Genomic DNA, 16,428 nt, shown 5'->3' with positions numbered 1-16,428 from the left:
GCCTGCCGGGAACCATAACGATGAAACACGCTGCCGCCAAAAAACCTGAAAAAGCCCCTCGCTTCTGGCGCGACGATGCTCTGCCCTTCATCGAGGCACGGGCCATCGCCGATGGCCGTGAGGTCTGCTACTCGCGCCATTCCCATGCGCATTTTTCGATTGGCGCGATCACCGCCGGACGGAGCATTTATGTGCATGAGCAATCGACGTTTGAAGTCGCCGCCGGCACCGTGGTGCTGATGAATCCGGGCGACGTGCATGCCTGCAACCCACTCGATGATCAGCCGTGGTCGTACTTGATGCTGTATGTCGAGACGCCGTGGCTGACGGATCTGCAGCATCAACTGGGGTTCAGTGCCGAGCTTGAGTTTCGGCGGTTTTCCACTACTCATCTGGATGACCCGCGACTGTTTCGTGACCTGCAAGGGCTTTACGCCACACTGGTCGACGAGCAGCAGGACGTACTGCGCAAACACAGCGCAGCGGTGGAGTTTTTCGGCGATCTGCAACTTCGCCTGAACCCGGCTGAACCACCGTTACGCGAGCCGAATTTCAAGCTCGAACGCGCCGCCGACTTCATCCGCGAACACTGCACTGACCTGCTCAGCCTGGAGGACATCTGCACGGCGGCGCAGTTGTCACCGTCGTATCTGATCCGTGCGTTCAAGCAGCATTACGGCATGACTCCGCATGCCTTTGTGGTCAACCAGCGCATCCAGTTCGCCCGCGAACGCCTGCGCAGCGGCCAGTTGATTGCCGATGTCGCGCTGGAAGCAGGGTTTGCCGATCAGGCGCATTTTCAGCGCGCATTCAAACAGCATCTGGCGGCGACACCCGGCCAATATCGCGGCTGATCCTGGCGCCGGGCTCACGGCAACAGCAGATAACCCGCGCTCGCCGCCAGCAACAAGGCCATCAACCGATTGAACAGGCGCATCCCCTTCGGATTGCCCAGATACCCACGCAGAAACGTCCCGGCATAGACCCAGCAACCGACCGACAGATAACAGATCACCAGATACACCGCGGCGAACTGCCAGACCAGCCGTGCCTCGCCATCGGCGACAAACGCGCCCATCCCTGCCACACACGCCAGCCAGGCTTTCGGGTTGAGCCATTGCATCACCGCGCCGTACAACATCGACGGCGCCCGACCCGCCTCGCCGGCATGCAACTGGCCGTCATCGGCAGCCAGTTTCCAGGCCATGAACAACAGAAACGCCACCCCGGCCAATTGCACCACCCGGGTCAGAAATGGCCACAGTTTCAGGACCTCATGCAGCCCCAGGCCCATCAGCACCAGCAACAGCACAAAACCCAGCGTCGCTCCTGCCACGTGCCGCTGACTGGCCCGAAAGCCGAACTGCGCACCGGAACTCAGCGCCACTATATTCACCGGCCCCGGGGTTATGGACGCCACCAGCGCAAACGCCGCCATCGACACAATCAGACTCATTACGCACCTGCTGCAGAGTGGGGAGAAAGAGACTCAGGCTAACTAAGGCACGGCCTGCTGTATTGAACAAAATTGCCCTCGTATCGACCGACACGAAACATACGTTGAAACCAATACTGCAAAACAAACCCTGGTTGCGCCGATATAGTCGCCACGCGAAAACAAATCTTCGCGGTACCCGTTTATTGACCCACCTATATAGCCATGGATGGACTGACACCCAATGACGACTTCAACCAATCTTTTTACCCCAGCACCTCTATCAAGTGAGCAACTTGAGCGACGTGATATTGCGCAGACAATGAGAGCCATGCTCGAAAAGTGGGAAAAGGCCAAGGCCAGCGACAACTATGCCTACCCCACCAACCGTGTTAATAACAAACAACTGTGCATATCGACTCTTGAGGGAAGTCTATTCAATCAAGCGCATTTTTCGGCACACATCGTCCTGCGCCAACTGGTACGTCAGCCACAATTCGTTGCAATCGTCGATACGTTAGAAATCAATGATGACAACTGGACACTGGTCAATAAAAAGGGCGAAATCTTTCAAGTCCATGAAATCGAAACAACTGTCGGGACGTTTATCGAGCGCATTGATATCACCCAGCAGATCAACGAGATTGATTCGTTGAAAGCCGACCTGCAACTGCTGGCCAGCAGTGCAGTCATGACAGGCGGCATCGTGTCTTCAAGCGAACGTCTGCCCTTGCTCAACTGGCTGCAGTTCCAGCAACTGAACCTGCCCGAGACCGCAGACCAGTTGCAAAACCTGATTGCCTGGCTCGAACTGACGTTGCCGCTGCCGCCCACGCATGGCAACTACTGGGGGATATCGAACGAAACCAGCGCAACAGAGCTGTGCATCGACGAAGATCAGCAATCGGCTATCTACCAGGTCATCCATAAGTTGATGGACAAGGGCGAGCCGCGCGCGGAACCGCTGATCAATTATCTGGCGGGCGCACTGCTCAAGAAAGAGACGCCGACAGCCCTGCGTGAATACCCGCGTCGCGCCTGGGCACTGCTGATCGAGACCGAAGAAGCCAGAGCTTTCGTCCAGTCCTGCCTTGAAGCGCTGAATGGACCGTCCATGGTCAATGCGACTGTGCTGAGCACAGCGCAGCGCAGTCGCCTGCTGGTCGCAGCGGTCATGCTGGATTTGTCGTTGGGTCGCGAAGACAAGAACCAGAACTTCATCGAGCAGAATATCTATAACCCAGGTTACGTGCAGGCTACCTCCCATGAGGTCAACCTGAGACTGGAACAGGCACTCGGACGCCGACGTATCAAGGAATATGCAGTTCCCATGACGCTGGAACTGATCCTCGCCGGACTTGCACCTGAGTTCCTGGTCAGGACACCCGCGACTCTGCAGATCGGCACGCCTGGTTGGGTAATTCTGCGCAAATCGGTAAGTCTGGCCGAGAGCGTCGCGCCGGGCCTGTCCAGTCAGATGTCCTATGACAAGCTGCTTGAATTGGGCGCGATTTTGCCCACCAGTGCGCAACAGCAGACCCTGCATGACTGGGCGAACCTGCAAGGCATCATGGACTGGTCGATGCTGAATGGCCTGGAACCGGAAAATGCCAATGAACTGCCAACCCAAGACCTATTCAAGCTGGCTGCCACCCAATACAACGCCCACCTCGATGCGATCAGCGCCGCACTGACAACGCTCGCCACCCCACCGGTCAGTCGGCGCAAGCTGGCGAAAGCCGAGCTGTACGACATTGATTGCGATCCGACGACAGAAATATCGTTGCCGGTCGAATACGGATTCAAACGCAACTATCATTCCGTACTTGATGTTTATATGACGCGCAACCTGTTGTTCAAAAAGGACTATGACAGGCAATCCGGCACAAGTATCTACAAGGCACATCCGGATCTGCTGAGACTCGAACCAATCAATGACCTTTACAAGGCAAAAGTAAAAGAATACTTCAAGCAATACAAAGCGGCCATCAACACCACTATGCGCCTGACACTTTCACGACTGCCACAGGAAGAACGGATGGCACTTGAATTTGGCAAGGCAGCCATATTCATCGTTCGCGAATTCTCCATACAAACCCCGATAAACAGCAGCTTTGTGCCTTTTGATCCACGTAAAACAGCGCGCTTCGGCACCCTGCTGTTTTGCAAGTATGGATTGCAGTTTTACTGTTTTGAAATATTCCCCCTGCAAGGCATTTGCCGCAATAATCCGGCTCTTGCTGAGGCCTACGTCCGCGGCCAGACACTCGATGAGATCGGATGGTTTACCGAAGGGCCGAACGGCGACAACGACTTCAAGTCGCTGACGTATCTTCATACGCGAATCGAAAAAACCGCCTACTTCGAAGGCCAGGCCCCCTTGGGCGAGGAGCTGCGAGACAGGCCGGGCATCATTCTCGAACGCTTTGCCGAATTCGATGAGCCTGACGACGCGCTACCCTTTACGCGTAGCCCTATGCACAGTTTCAACTCGGAACGTTTCAACAAGATCGGCGAAATCATTGCCGAACATAATCCGCCGACCCATTACGATCAGTTTTATGCAATCAGTTACGACAAAACCGCCCTGGAGAAGAATCTTGATGACTGGGACAACATCACCGAAACCATTCTCGACGTCGTCATCCCGTTCCGCCAATGCATCAGGGGCCTGTCCTCCAGTGACCCGGATCTTCGCAGCGGCGCCATATTCAGTTGTGTGATGGACCTGACCGCGATCCTCTTCGTCTTTGCCGGAGCGCTGGGGCCGTTCAGCAAGGCGCTGGGCAGCAGTACAAGACTGTTAAGCCTGAGCAAGGTCGGCGCAAGCGTAGCGCTGTCGGTGTTCAATCCGCTCGATGGCGTTCCGAAGCTGGTTTACGGTGGCGCCAGACTGGTCGGCAAAGGCGTGATGAAACTCAGCCATTTCGGCCATACCGTCATCCGGGCCGGAGCCGGACAACTCCGAGCGCTGAGCAGTACCAGCAGCGGCTCGTACGACCTGGTCAAGGCCCTGAGCAAGACCGGAGTTGCAGCGGAGATTCGCATGACGTTGCCGACGCTGGCGCATGCACGGGCATTGTTCAAGGATGATGCACTCGAAACAGTCGAACAGCTCGTCACACGCCTGAGCCAGGACGTTGTTTCCATACCCAAGGGCGGCAATGCGACAGAACTGCAGCATCTGTTCAACGCTGCAACGAGGGAAGCGACTCAGTCCTCAAAGGGATTCCAGCAACTGGAATCGTTAATAGGTCATGCCGCGGCGAACGACGTACTGATCAGCTTCACCAAAAGCAGAGGCCCCCGGTTCAACGGCACAAAGTTCACTACAAAAGCTGGTGACTATTCGGAAATACTTGGATCAATGGCCGAGCTTGAATCCAGGAAAGTCATCTATCTGAAGAATCATCAGCAAAGCGTCTTGAAGACGGATCTGGGCAAGCCACCCTACAGCGACGTGATGCCCGAAACGGCGTTCAACCCGCAGGGTTTCACCGACAATGCGCAGAGAGCCGGAGCCTGGATGGTCAAGGGTTCGTCCTCCGACAACGAACTGGAGCACATTGTCGCGATCCTGCGCGAGTATACGAGCAACAATAAATCGCTCACCGATGCGAACGTGGTCAAAGAGATCCACGCTCGACTGGTGCCTCAACTGGCGGAGTCTGTGCGCGAGGTAGGACAGCCAACAAAATATGGTGGCAGCATCAGCGGTTATGCTTCGCTGGAACAACATCTGAAAAAGCTCGATGCCGCCCATGAGCACGTCGACAAACACTTGCTGGCGGCCATCGCCGGTTTTCAAGGCTTCGGCGACGGCAATGGTCGTACCGCCAGCGCGGTGTATGCGATCAGCCAACTGCGCAACAATCGATTTGTACCGATGCCGAAACACGTGTTCATGTCGTTGAGCGATCTGGGCTAACCACCCAAAATCCGTGCCCCGTTTAACGTGGCACGGATTTCTTCATTCCCCGGAGAGCATCGCCGGCACGGTAAACCGAAACTCCGTGCCCTCACCCGGCTCACTGCTGGCCTCGATGCGCCCGCCATGGGCTTCAACAATCCCCTGCGTGATGTACAAGCCCAGTCCGGTTCCGGTCGGGTTGCCCTCCTTCACCGTCCAGTAGCGATCGAACACCCGCGCCAGGTTTTCCTTGGGAATGCCTTCGCCGGTATCGCGCACGGTAAACACGATCTCTTTGCCGTCAGACTTGGCCAACACGCCCACCGAACCTTTGCGCGGGGTGAACTTGATCGCGTTGCCGATCAGGTTCGACAGCACCTGAAACAGGCGCTCCGGGTCGGCGTGGATTTTCAGGTCGGGATCGGCCTCGAACGAGATATTGATGTCCTTGTCCATCGCCAGTGGCCCGAGCAGCGACTGGGTTTCCTCGAACATCTGCCCGACATCCAGGGTCTGCGGGGCGATGGTGTAGCGCCCGGCGTCGATCTTCGAGGTGTCGAGCAGATCTTCCAGTAGCGTGTTCATCCGCCCAGCTGCCTGCTGCATGGTGTCGATCGCGGTGGAGATGCGCCGCGAGGTGTGCGGGCCGTCGGAACTGAAGGTCTTCTGCATCATGCCGCAGAGCATGGAAATCACGGTCATCGGGTTGCGCAAGTCGTGGGACACCACCGCTACCAGTTCATCACGGGCGCGCACCGCCTCCTGCTCACGGCGCACCTGACGGGCGAGGTCGTTTTCCAGTGCCGAACGGCGCAGGTCATTGGCCGCAAACAGATCACCGTGACTCCATTTGGTGGAGATTCCAGCCATCTCGACTTTCCAGATTTCGAACGAAGTACGCGGACGCAGACGCAGGCCGGCGTCGGAATTTTCCAGATCCAGCGGTTTGCGCGGGTCGCCGCTCCAGTTGATGTTTTCCTTGACCTCGGGACGGAACCACATCACCCCGTTGTCCACCGGCTTGGGCAGGCTCATGGCAAGCACGCCGCTGGCCACTTGCTGAAACTGCGCAGCCGGCGGATAGACGCTCGCCAGATGATGGCTGGCGAACACCGGCTCACCGGTTTCCTGCAACCACTTGTGCAAGGCGCGAATGTCTTCCGGCTCCGGGCAGTTGCCGTAGCGATGCAATTGCTTGTCTTCGATGATCGCAATGCCCCCGGCCCCGGCCAGCGCCATCAGCACTTGCGGCTGCTGCGCCAGACCATCGAAGACATTTTCCGGCGAGTCGATCATCGCTTGATTGAGCAGCGCCAGCGCCTCGACTTTCTCTTCGCGCTGGCGGCTGATCTCCAGCGCCTCCATCGCGCTGATCTGCAGTGACAGCACCTGACCGATGGTCTGGCACGCGCTGCGCAGTTCGTGCGGCACATGCAGCGGCTGGCGATTACCGCAGCTGATCAGGCCCCAGAGCTTGTCGCCCTTGAGCAGCGAGATGCTCATCGACGACAGCACGCCCATGTTCTTCATGTACTGGCAATGAATCGGCGAGACGCTACGCAGAGTGGCAAAACTCAGGTCCAGCGGGGTCTGGGTGTCCGGGCGCAACTTGGGCACCAGCGGCACCGGCTGGTAATCGGCATTCGGGATGATCCGCAGCCAGTTGGTGCGGTACAGCTCGCGCGCCTGCTCGGGGATGTCCGAGGCCGGGAAAAACAGGCCGTTGAACACTTCCATCGACGGATCGGACGCCTCGGCGATCACCTGACCGTGGCCCTCCTCCTCGAAGCGGTAGATCAGCACCCGGTCGTAACCGGTCATCGCCTGGATTTCCTTGACGCTGATGTCGTACAGGGCCTGCAGCGAAGTGGCCGCTTGCAAGCGCTGGAGCATGCGCCCCAGATGGGTCTGGTTACCGGCGACGTTGCGCGGCTGGAAGTTTTCAACGTGGATTTCCAGTTCCAGAATCAACACGCCTTGATGCCGGTGCAGCAGACCTTCGAACGCGGTGCCGTTGAGGCGAAAGTGCAGCGGTGCGGCATCGGCAAATACCGGTTGTTGCAACGCCTCGCGCACGGCCACCGCGTGCTTCTCACCCAGCAATTCGTGCAGCGGCTGGCCGATCAGTTCCTGCGCCGGGCGTGCCAGCAGGGTCTCGACGTTGGCGCTGATCTGAATGATCTCCAGCGCCGGCTCGCTCAGGGTCAGCAACAGGCCATGGGGCTGGATTGCCCCGGGAAAGCGGATCGGTTCGTCGGCACAGTTGGCCAGCAGTTCTTCAAAGGCTTCTTGGTCTTGCGGGTTCATGCCAGTACCTCCCGGCTTTCGAGCCAGCGCTCGAAACAACTGAATGTGGTTCGGGCCGCCGCAACCACGGCTTCACGTTCGCTCGCATCCAGTGATCGACTGCCCAGGTATTCAATGAAAGCGCGCCAGCGGCGGCCGGTGGCGGCGCCATAAATGTCGAGGAATGCCGCGCCATTGTCGGCGTTCAGGCTCAACCGCGAGGCGATTTCGCGGCGCAGGATCTGCCCGCCGAGGGTTGCCCCTTCCAGCACGTACGTCACTCCCAGACAGGCAGCGTTGGAGTCGATCACGGGCAGCGCCTGACACAGCGGCAAACGGGCGATAGCCTCGACCGACAGACCCTGGGCCCTCAGATCATTGAACAGGGTCGGTGCCTTGAGACGTGGCGCAAGATCGAAATCGACCGGCATCACGCCACTGTCGAGCAGTGCACTTTCCAGCGGTCGATAAAAGCCGTAGTAGGCCTGCATCAACCGCAAAAAAGCGTTGGAATCGAGGGTATCGGAGAAAAAAGGAAGACGTTTTTCCAGTGCGATGTGCAGTTCGGCAGTGCCGGCTCGCAGATCTTGCAGCACCGGTGGCACATAAACTTCACGGGCCTTTGCTTGCATGTAGATCGCTCTTGGTGGGGCCGCTTCGGGGCCGGCAGGGTGTTTGCAGCTTTGGACGGATATTACACGGCAAACGCCTTTTTCTGACTTGGCGCACAGATTTTTCTGACGAAACCAGCACCTTCTGACCTTTCAGAGTTCTGAAGAATCAGAAAAGTTCGACTCGATTAAAGGGCTGCCAATGCTGTACCGCGACAGCAGCACGTGACTGTACGGGTCAGCGCGCCCGCAGCCTGTGATAAAAAAGCGTCATCGTTTCCGGAGCCCAAGCCCATGGATCTCGCCACGCTCTCGCTGTTTCTCCCGGCCTGTTTCGCCCTGAACATGGCCCCCGGCCCGAACAACCTGCTGTCGGTCAGTAATGCCACCCGCTATGGCTATCGTCGGGCCTGCGCCGCCGGTATCGGGCGAATCGTTGCATTCGCCGCAATGATCGCCCTCGCCGGCGCGGGGCTGTCGGTGGTGCTGCAGACCTCGGAATGGCTGTTCCATGCGATCAAGATCATTGGCGCGGCGTACTTGCTGTACCTGGCCTGGCAACTGTGGCGGGCCAACCCCGAGGCTGAGCAGCAGATGGACGGAGCGTCGGTGGGGTTCTGGCGGCTGGCACGTCAGGAGTTTCTGGTGGCGGCGGGCAATCCGAAGGCGATCCTGTTGTTCACCGCGTTTCTGCCGCAATTCGTTGATCCGAGCCGCCCGGTGCCGGCGCAATTCGCCGTGCTCGGCGCGCTGTTTCTGCTGCTGGAATGGATTGCCATCGGCGCCTACGCGTGGATGGGCCTGCACATGCGCCGCTGGTTCGCCGAGCCGCGCGGCAAACGGATCTTCAACCGTTGCTGCGCAGGGCTGTTGTCGGCGGCGGCTTCGGTGTTGTTGCTGGCGAAACGCGCGTGATACCTAGGCCTCGGACGGCCCTTTGAGTTCGACCTGATTGCCGTCCGGGTCGAAGCAATACAACGACAGGCCGTAGCCCTCGGCGCCGAAGCGTCTGGCGGCTTTTTCCACAGTCAGACCGTGCGCCTGCAAGTGCTCGGTCAGCGCAGATTCATCGAACGGCTCGATGCGCAGGCAGAAGTGATCGACGTTGCGCCGCTCGGCACCGGCCGCCGCGCCACCCTTTTTGCCGAGTTCGCCTTGCAAGTCGACGAGGTCGATCATCGAGGTGCCGGCGCGCAGGTGCACCAGCCCCAATGGTTCGTTGTGCCTGACCACCTCGGCGCCGAAGACCTGGCGGTAGAACTCGATACTGCGTTGCAGATCGGCGACACGTAGGACGATGTGATCGATGTGTTGAATGATGAACGGTGGCATGGTTGGCTCCAGCGAATCGGCGATCCGCTGATTGTGGTGCAGAATCGAAAAAATTCACTGTCGATTTTTCGGTGGAGCCATCGAAATCCTGGATTTAAGCTCTGCCCATGAACATACAAACCGCACTCCTGCCGCCCCACGCCGAGATGGTTCGCGCCATGCTCGAACGCGACACCGCCTACGAAGGGGTGTTCTTCACGGCCGTGAAAACCACCGGGATCTTCTGCCGCCCCAGCTGCACGGCGCGCAAGCCGAAACCGGAGAACGTCGAATTCTTCGCCCATGCCGATGAGTGCTTGAGCGCCGGTTATCGCGCCTGCCTGCGCTGCAAGCCGCTGGACGCCGCAGCCATCGCCCCCGACTGGGTGCAGCGCCTGCTCACCGCCGTCGATGCCGACCCGGAAATGCGCTGGAGCGATGCGCAACTGCTGGCCGCAGGCATCGAACCGCTGAAGCTGCGGCGCTGGTTCAAGCAGCATTTCGGCATGACCTTTCATGCCTGGCTGCGCACGCGCCGGCTCGGCATGGCGCTGGGCGGCATTCGCCAAGGTACCTCGATTGATCATGCGGCGTTCGATTCCGGCTACGAATCACTCAGCGGTTTTCGCGATGCGTTCCAGAAGTCGTTCCACATCACCCCGGGCCGCGCGGCCAACAGTGAACCGCTGCTGTTCACCCGCCTGACCACGCCGCTGGGGCCGATGATCGCCATGGCCGAACGTCGCGGACTGGTGTTGCTGGAGTTTCTCGATCGCCCGGCGCTGACCCGCGAAGTCGAAGAGCTGCAAACCCGTCATGGCTACTTGGTCGCCCCGGGACACAACGCGCCTTTGCGGCAGATCGAAGAGCAACTCAACGAATATTTTGCCGGGACGCGCAGTGCATTCAGCGTCCCGCTGCATCTGCCCGGCAGCGCGTTCGACCAGCAAGTCTGGGAGCAACTGCTGCAAATTCCTTATGGCCAGACCAGCACCTACGGCGCCATCGCCTCACGCCTGGGCAAACCCGGCGCCAGTCGCGCGGTAGGCTTGGCCAATGGACACAATCGGCTGTCGATCGTGGTCCCGTGCCATCGGGTGATCGGTGCGGACGGTTCGCTGACCGGCTATGGTGGTGGACAGCCGCGCAAGGCGTTTTTGCTGAGGCTGGAAAACGCTGCGGTGCAGCTCACGCAACCACTGGCTTTCTGACGCTTTGCACCACTCACAAAAAGGGATTTCGATGAACGCGCTCGACACTCGGTTTCACCAGTTACACCAGGAAGGTCTGCTGATCCTGACCAACGTCGCCGACGCCACCGGCGCGCGGCTGGTCGAGCACGCGGGTGGGCAAGCGGTCGCCACCAGCAGCGCGGCAGTCGCTTGGGCGCATGGCTATCCAGACGGCAACACCTTGCCCCTCGAACGGCTGATTTCAACCGTGGAATCCATCGCGCGGGTGATCCAGGTGCCGCTGAGCGTGGACATCGAGGCGGGTTATTCGGATGACCTTGGCCGTGTGGCCGAAGTGGTCGACGCGGTGCTCGCCGCCGGTGCGGTCGGGATCAATATCGAGGACGGCAGCGGCGCCCCGGAGCTGTTGGCGCGCAAGATTGAAGTGGCGCGGCAAGTCGCTCAGAAGCGTGGTGTGAAGCTGTTCATCAACGCGCGCACTGACGTCTACCTCAAGGGCCTGGTACCGGCCGAGGATCGCGTCGCCGAAACCCTGCACCGTTCAGCGTTGTACCAGGCCGCCGGGGCCGATGGCTTGTTTGCCGCTGGCGTGACCGCCGCTTATGAAATCGAGGCAATCTGCAAGGGCACGTCACTGCCGGTGAACGTGCTCGGCTTCGCCTGCCTGCCCTCGCCGTCCGAGCTGCAAGCTTTGGGCGTGCGGCGCCTGAGCGCCGGGTCCGGGATCGCCGAGTTCCTCTACGGCGCGATGGGTTCGCTGGTAAAAAGCTTCCTCGTCAGCGGCAAGCTCGACACCCACGACCTGAAGGCGCTGACCTACGGCGAAGTCAACGGACTGCTGAAATAGCATGCCGGATCGTTATCAGGCGGCCAGCGAATTTCTGGCCGCGCTCAACGAGGACTGGCAGCGCCACGTTGCAGCCGTCGGCCAGTGCCTGCATCAACCGCACCCGGCGCGTGACCCTTACGAATCGCTGGTGCGGGCGATTGCCTATCAGCAACTGCACGCCAAGGCCGGGGATGCGATTGTCGGGCGTCTGGTGGCGCTGTTTCCGGGGCAGACGTTTCCCCGGCCTGAACAGATTCTCGCGACCGACTTCGATCAACTGCGCGGTTGCGGTTTTTCGGCGGGCAAGATTGCGACCATTCAGGGCATCGCCCGGGCAACGCTGGACGGTATGGTGCCGGATTATCCCACCGCGCTGGCGATGGACGATGAAGCGCTGATCGAACGCCTGGTCAGCCTGCGCGGGGTTGGCCGCTGGACCGTGGAGATGCTGCTGATTTACAGCCTGGAGCGCATGGATATTCTGCCGGCGGATGATTTTGGCGTGCGCGAGGGCTATCGCCGATTGAAGGCGCTGGAGGTACAGCCGACGCGCAGGCAGATGATCGAGATCGGCCTGGCGTGGAGTCCGTATCGGACGGTGGCGGCGTGGTATTTGTGGCGCGTGCCAAAACCGCTGCCCTCACCCTAGCCCTCTCCCGGAGGGAGAGGGAACTGACTGGGGGAGATTGGAGATATCCGCCGACCTGAAATAGCGGCTGTGAATCCATAGTCGCCCCGGTTGGCTCCCTGTCCTTCCAGGAGAGGGAACTGACTGGGGGAGACTGGAGATGTTTGCCGACCTGTAATAGCTGCTGCGAATCCATAGTCGCCCAGGATTTTCAGGTCAATGTATTACGCAAGACTCCTCGGTCGGCTCCCTCTCCCTCCGGGAGAGGGCTGGGGTGAGGGTTGGCTTTTCAGAGGCCGGATTTCAACTTGCTGAACGCCCGAATCAAAGCCCGATTGAACGCCTTGCCATTGTCATTCTTGCTGTACAGCGAAGCCCGCACCGCCTCCGACGGATACGTCCCCGGATCATTACGGATCGATACATCCACCAGACCATCCGCCGCCGTGATCGCATTGGCGTAGTGGATGGTGTCGGTGATCGGCGCGATCACCTCAGGCGTCATCAGGTAATCCATCAACGCCAGCCCGGCCTGAGGATGCGGCGCATCCTTGGGAATGACCATGGCGTCAAACCAGATCAACGTGCCTTCTTTGGGGATGCGGTAACTGAGCTGGAACGGCTTGCTCGCCGCTTGCGCCTGCCCCGCTGCAATCGCCACGTTGCCATTCCACGACATCGCCACGCAGGTGTTGCCGTTGGCCAGGTCGCTGATGTTCAGGTCGTTGTCGAAGTAGCGAATGTACGGGCGGATCTTCGCCAGTTGCTGCTCGGCGAGTTTCAAGTCATCAAGGTTCTGCCGGTTGATGTCCAGGCCCAGGTACTTCATGACCGCCGCGAACACTTCGTTCGGGTCGTTGAGCAGACTCACCCCGCAATCGGCAAATTTCGCCACCACCGCCGGGTCGAACAGCATCGCCCAGCTGTCGGTCGGCGCTTCTGGTAAACGCTGCTTGATCGCTTGCTCCTGATAGCCGACGCCGGTTGTGCCCCAGGCGTAGATCCCGGCGTAACGGTTACCCGGATCGAACACCGCCATGTGCTGGCGGAACTCCTCGCCAACCCCGGCAAAGTGCGGCACCCGGGCCTTGTCCAGCGGCTGGATCGCACCGCTTTCAATGGCCCGCGACAGGTGCTGGCCGGCGGTCAGTACCAGGTCATACCCGCTGCGTCCGGTGAGCAGTTTGGTCTCCACGGTTTCCAGCGAATCGAAGTGATCGGCGACCACCTGAATACCGGTCTGCGCCTCGAAGTTCTTCAGCGTATCCGGGGCCAGGTACTCGCCCCAGATATACAGATTGACCACCGGTCTGGCGGGGTCGGCGGCCTGCACACACAGGGGTGCAAGCACCAGCAATAACGCTTGAGTCAGTTTGTGCAGGCCCATCATCACACCCCCTTGCGATTAGACGTGCCGGCGTATTGCGGCATGGTGATGCACGCGACGTTGCCGCCACCGAGGAGGATTTCCCGGGAGTTTTCGATGCCGACGATCTTGTGCTGCGGGAACAGTTCGGCGAGGGTCGCCAGCGCCACCTGATCGTTGCGATCACCGAACAGCGGCACCACGATCGAGCTGTTGCCGGCGTAGTAGTTGATATACGACGCACAGATTTGGGTGCCGGCCTGACGGGTGTGCGTGCTGTCCTGCTGATCGAGGCCTTCGGCTTCCTCAGCGGTCCACTCCAGCACGTCCGGTTGCGGCAGTTTATGCACGATCAACTCGCGACCACGGCTGTCGCGGATGCTGCGCAGGATGTCGTAGGCCTCCTGATAGATTTCCCATTGCGGATCGTCGCGGTTGTCGGTCCACTGCAGCACCACTTCGCCGGGGCGCACGAAGCAGGCGAGGTCATCGACATGGCCATCGGTCTCGTCGAACTTGCAGCCGCGTGGCAGCCAGATCACCTGTTCGGCGCCGAGGTAATCGGTCAGGCGTCGAGTGACCTCGTCCTTGCCCAGATGCTGGTTGCGATTGCGGTTGAGCAGGCACTGTTCGGTGGTGAGGATGCTGCCCTGGCCATCGCTCTGGATGCCGCCGAGTTCGGCTATCAGCGGTGCGCGGTAACGGTCGAAGCGTTCGATTTCGAGGATCTTGCTGGCGATCTGATCGTCCTTGTCCCACGGGTAGTACAGCCCGCCGTCGAGGCCGCCATAGGCGTTGAATTCGAAGTCGACGCCGCGCACTTCGCCGCTCTGGTCGTTGACCACGAAGCACGGACCGCTGTCGCGGAACCAGGTGTCGTTGCAGGTCATCTCGACCACGCGCACTTGCGGCGGCAACTGGCGGCGGGCGGTGGCGAATTGCGCGGCGGAGGCGCAGACGGTGACCGGTTCGCTCTGCGCGATGGCGGTGACGATCTGCACCCAGACTTTCTGCGCCGGTTTCGCGCCGTTGCGCCACACGTCGGTGCGCTCCGGCCAGCCGAGCCAGCAGCCGGACTTGGCTTCGAATTCGCCGGGCAGACGGAAGCCGTCGCGCTTGGGGGTGGAGTCGAGCAAACGTGCCATGGTCAAACCTCGTCTTGGGGTTGGGAATGACCACAGGCTACGATCGCGGACGGCTGGCCCGCCAACGATGAATATTGCGGAACAGTTGAATTCAACTCATCAATCGGCCAGTTGATCGTTGAACCATTCAAGCATCTGCGCCACCGCCGGCCGCTCCAGGCGCAGCCGCTCGCAGACCAGCGCGTATTGGCCGAGCGCGGTCATGCTCGATGCGAACGGCCGCACCAGCCGCCCGCTCAGCAAGTCCTCCTGCGCGGTGAGGTTGTCGCCCATCGCCACACCCTGCCCCTGTGCCGCCGCTTCCAGCGCCAGACCGGCGTGAGCGAAATACAACTGGCGCTGCGGGCGCAGATCACCGGCGTGACTGGTGAGCCAGGCGGTCCAGGTCTTGCCGTCCTGATCGTCGTGCAGCAAGCAATGACGGGCCAGGTCCTTGGGGGTTTTCAGAGTGCCCTGGTTGAACAGCCCCGGGCTGCACACCGGGAAAAATTGCAGCGCTGGTAACGGCCGTACGAAGTAGGCGCTGCTGTCCACCGGGCCGGTGCCGTAGGTGATCGCCAGGTCGATGTCTTCGCCCGGCGCGCTGGCGTCGATCGGCTGTTCGTAGAGATGCAGGGTGATGTGCGGATAGCGTGCGTAGAAATCGGTGAGGCGGTTCATCAGCCACTTTTGCGCCAGCTCGGCGGTGACCGCCAGGCGCAACACCGCCAGCGAGGAAGGATCGCGCAGTTCATCGCAGGCCTCGCCGATCAGTTCGAAGGCCTGTTGCAGGCTTTGCATCAAGCGTCCGGCGGCGATGGTCGGGCGAATCTGCCGGCCTTCGCGGATGAACAGCGAGACGCCGAGCTGCTCTTCGAGCTGACGGATCTGGTGGCTGACCGCGCTGTCGGTGACGCACAACTCGGCGGCAGCCCGGCCGAAATGCGCGTGGCGGGCGGCGCATTCGAAGGTTCGCAGGGCGGCCAGTGAGGGGAGTCTTCGCATGGGTTGGGGTGCCTTTTTTTGGGACATGCTGACCGGGCCTTGAGCAGGCGTCCAGTGGCACCGCGTTATCGTTCTTCGCGAGCAAGCCCGCTCCCACACTTTGAAATGCGTTCCCCTGTGGGAGCGGGCTTGCTCGCGAAGGCGTCAACATGATCACCACAAATCTTCTAGGCTCAACCGCACCCACTTCAGCCAACCGGAGGCCCAACATGCACCTCGAAGGCTCCTGCCACTGCGGCGCCGTCACTTTCAGCCTGACCAGCGCCCATCCCTACCCCTATCAACGCTGCTACTGCTCGATCTGCCGCAAGACTCAGGGCGGTGGCGGCTATGCGATCAACCTCGGTGGCGATGCGGCCAGCCTCAAGATTCAGGGGCGCAAGCACATCAGCATCTACCACGCGAAGATGAAGGAAGCAGGTGAAAAACGTGCCCATCGCAGCACCGCCGAGCGGCATTTCTGCTCACAGTGCGGCAGTGGTTTGTGGCTGTTCAGCCCGGAATGGCCGGAGTTGATTCATCCATTTGCCTCGGCCATCGATACGCCACTGCCGGTGCCGCCGCAGCACACGCATTTGATGCTGGGGTCGAAGGCGCCCTGGGTCGAGGTGGATGCGAAGCCCAAGGACAAGCAGTTTGCGGTGTATCCCGAGGAGTCGATTGCGCAGTGGCATGAGCGGTTGGGGTTGGTCAAATGACAGGGGGGGTGTTGTGATTGATGGCCCTATCG

14 protein-coding genes are annotated in these 16,428 nt (G+C 60.3%); 7 read left to right on the top strand and 7 right to left on the bottom strand.

Features of this window, described 5'->3' with window-relative positions; all coding sequences use genetic code 11:
* The first annotated feature begins 20 nt into the window (after positions 1–20).
* Entirely contained in the window at positions 21–854 is an 834-nt protein-coding gene (locus ACOYXI_RS02885) for an AraC family ligand binding domain-containing protein (protein WP_461674277.1), read from the top strand.
* A 14-nt stretch (positions 855–868) separates the two neighbouring features.
* On the opposite strand, the gene ACOYXI_RS02880 is transcribed toward ACOYXI_RS02885, so the two are convergent.
* Positions 869–1,456, bottom strand: coding sequence for a LysE family translocator (locus tag ACOYXI_RS02880; protein WP_095139638.1), 588 nt, complete (start codon positions 1,454–1,456; stop codon positions 869–871).
* A gap of 223 nt (positions 1,457–1,679) precedes the next feature.
* Between ACOYXI_RS02880 and ACOYXI_RS02875 the strand changes: the two genes are divergently transcribed.
* Positions 1,680–5,363 carry a hypothetical protein gene (locus ACOYXI_RS02875; RefSeq protein WP_461674276.1) on the top strand — a complete coding sequence of 1,228 codons (3,684 nt, stop codon included), beginning with the start codon at positions 1,680–1,682 and terminating at the stop codon, positions 5,361–5,363.
* A 42-nt stretch (positions 5,364–5,405) separates the two neighbouring features.
* On the opposite strand, the gene ACOYXI_RS02870 is transcribed toward ACOYXI_RS02875, so the two are convergent.
* Together ACOYXI_RS02870 and ACOYXI_RS02865 are read right to left on the bottom strand one after the other, a co-directional pair.
* Positions 5,406–7,652 carry an ATP-binding protein gene (locus ACOYXI_RS02870; RefSeq protein WP_461674275.1) on the bottom strand — a complete coding sequence of 749 codons (2,247 nt, stop codon included), beginning with the start codon at positions 7,650–7,652 and terminating at the stop codon, positions 5,406–5,408.
* Positions 7,649–8,263, bottom strand: a complete 615-nt coding sequence (locus ACOYXI_RS02865; RefSeq protein WP_461674274.1) for a biliverdin-producing heme oxygenase — start codon at positions 8,261–8,263, stop codon at positions 7,649–7,651. Before ACOYXI_RS02865 ends, ACOYXI_RS02870 begins: the two co-directional genes overlap by 4 nt.
* Before the next feature lie 273 nt (positions 8,264–8,536).
* On the opposite strand from ACOYXI_RS02865, the gene ACOYXI_RS02860 reads away from it, so the two are divergent.
* Entirely contained in the window at positions 8,537–9,157 is a 621-nt protein-coding gene (locus ACOYXI_RS02860; protein WP_134786094.1) for a LysE family translocator, read from the top strand.
* A gap of 3 nt (positions 9,158–9,160) precedes the next feature.
* On the opposite strand, the gene ACOYXI_RS02855 is transcribed toward ACOYXI_RS02860, so the two are convergent.
* On the bottom strand, positions 9,161–9,574 hold the full coding sequence (locus ACOYXI_RS02855) for a VOC family protein (RefSeq protein WP_135295518.1): 414 nt from the start codon (positions 9,572–9,574) through the stop codon (positions 9,161–9,163).
* A gap of 107 nt (positions 9,575–9,681) precedes the next feature.
* On the opposite strand from ACOYXI_RS02855, the gene ACOYXI_RS02850 reads away from it, so the two are divergent.
* The 3 genes from ACOYXI_RS02850 to ACOYXI_RS02840 are packed head-to-tail and all read left to right on the top strand — an operon-like array spanning position 9,682 to position 12,224.
* Positions 9,682–10,764 carry a bifunctional transcriptional activator/DNA repair enzyme AdaA gene (locus tag ACOYXI_RS02850; protein ID WP_461674273.1) on the top strand — a complete coding sequence of 361 codons (1,083 nt, stop codon included), beginning with the start codon at positions 9,682–9,684 and terminating at the stop codon, positions 10,762–10,764.
* A gap of 31 nt (positions 10,765–10,795) precedes the next feature.
* On the top strand, positions 10,796–11,593 hold the full coding sequence (locus ACOYXI_RS02845) for an isocitrate lyase/PEP mutase family protein (protein ID WP_134786091.1): 798 nt from the start codon (positions 10,796–10,798) through the stop codon (positions 11,591–11,593).
* Between the two features lies 1 nt (position 11,594).
* Complete coding sequence (locus ACOYXI_RS02840) at positions 11,595–12,224, top strand: DNA-3-methyladenine glycosylase family protein (RefSeq protein ID WP_461674272.1); 630 nt, start codon at positions 11,595–11,597, stop codon at positions 12,222–12,224.
* Positions 12,225–12,492: 268 nt separating this feature from the next.
* Here ACOYXI_RS02840 and ACOYXI_RS02835 read toward each other — a convergent pair whose 3' ends face one another.
* The 3 genes from ACOYXI_RS02835 to ACOYXI_RS02825 form a co-directional block, all read right to left on the bottom strand.
* Positions 12,493–13,590, bottom strand: coding sequence for an extracellular solute-binding protein (locus ACOYXI_RS02835; protein WP_461675536.1), 1,098 nt, complete (start codon positions 13,588–13,590; stop codon positions 12,493–12,495).
* Between the two features lie 2 nt (positions 13,591–13,592).
* Positions 13,593–14,714 (bottom strand): agmatine deiminase, encoded by a 1,122-nt coding sequence (aguA, locus tag ACOYXI_RS02830; protein ID WP_210559202.1) that lies wholly within the window; start codon positions 14,712–14,714, stop codon positions 13,593–13,595.
* Positions 14,715–14,813: 99 nt separating this feature from the next.
* A complete protein-coding gene (locus ACOYXI_RS02825) occupies positions 14,814–15,698 on the bottom strand; it encodes a LysR substrate-binding domain-containing protein (RefSeq protein WP_098968259.1) in 885 nt (294 codons plus the stop codon).
* A gap of 209 nt (positions 15,699–15,907) precedes the next feature.
* Here ACOYXI_RS02825 and ACOYXI_RS02820 point away from each other — a divergent pair, with 209 nt between their 5' ends.
* Entirely contained in the window at positions 15,908–16,396 is a 489-nt protein-coding gene (locus ACOYXI_RS02820) for a GFA family protein (protein ID WP_115990096.1), read from the top strand.
* Positions 16,397–16,428 lie beyond the last annotated feature (32 nt).

Source organism: Pseudomonas sp. G3-19, assembly GCF_054855875.1.
Note: the sequence above shows the minus strand (reverse complement) of the source record. Positions and strands in the feature narration are given on the sequence as shown.

Bases quoted from the DNA above. Each gene is read 5' to 3' on its own strand.
- ACOYXI_RS02885 (WP_461674277.1), top strand. From the start codon at position 21: ATGAAACACGCTGCCGCCAAAAAACCTGAAAAAGCCCCTCGCTTCTGG.
- ACOYXI_RS02880 (WP_095139638.1), bottom strand. From the start codon at position 1,456: ATGAGTCTGATTGTGTCGATGGCGGCGTTTGCGCTGGTGGCGTCCATA.
- ACOYXI_RS02875 (WP_461674276.1), top strand. From the start codon at position 1,680: ATGACGACTTCAACCAATCTTTTTACCCCAGCACCTCTATCAAGTGAG.
- ACOYXI_RS02870 (WP_461674275.1), bottom strand. From the start codon at position 7,652: ATGAACCCGCAAGACCAAGAAGCCTTTGAAGAACTGCTGGCCAACTGT.
- ACOYXI_RS02865 (WP_461674274.1), bottom strand. From the start codon at position 8,263: ATGCAAGCAAAGGCCCGTGAAGTTTATGTGCCACCGGTGCTGCAAGAT.
- ACOYXI_RS02860 (WP_134786094.1), top strand. From the start codon at position 8,537: ATGGATCTCGCCACGCTCTCGCTGTTTCTCCCGGCCTGTTTCGCCCTG.
- ACOYXI_RS02855 (WP_135295518.1), bottom strand. From the start codon at position 9,574: ATGCCACCGTTCATCATTCAACACATCGATCACATCGTCCTACGTGTC.
- ACOYXI_RS02850 (WP_461674273.1), top strand. From the start codon at position 9,682: ATGAACATACAAACCGCACTCCTGCCGCCCCACGCCGAGATGGTTCGC.
- ACOYXI_RS02845 (WP_134786091.1), top strand. From the start codon at position 10,796: ATGAACGCGCTCGACACTCGGTTTCACCAGTTACACCAGGAAGGTCTG.
- ACOYXI_RS02840 (WP_461674272.1), top strand. From the start codon at position 11,595: ATGCCGGATCGTTATCAGGCGGCCAGCGAATTTCTGGCCGCGCTCAAC.
- ACOYXI_RS02835 (WP_461675536.1), bottom strand. From the start codon at position 13,590: ATGGGCCTGCACAAACTGACTCAAGCGTTATTGCTGGTGCTTGCACCC.
- aguA (WP_210559202.1), bottom strand. From the start codon at position 14,714: ATGGCACGTTTGCTCGACTCCACCCCCAAGCGCGACGGCTTCCGTCTG.
- ACOYXI_RS02825 (WP_098968259.1), bottom strand. From the start codon at position 15,698: ATGCGAAGACTCCCCTCACTGGCCGCCCTGCGAACCTTCGAATGCGCC.
- ACOYXI_RS02820 (WP_115990096.1), top strand. From the start codon at position 15,908: ATGCACCTCGAAGGCTCCTGCCACTGCGGCGCCGTCACTTTCAGCCTG.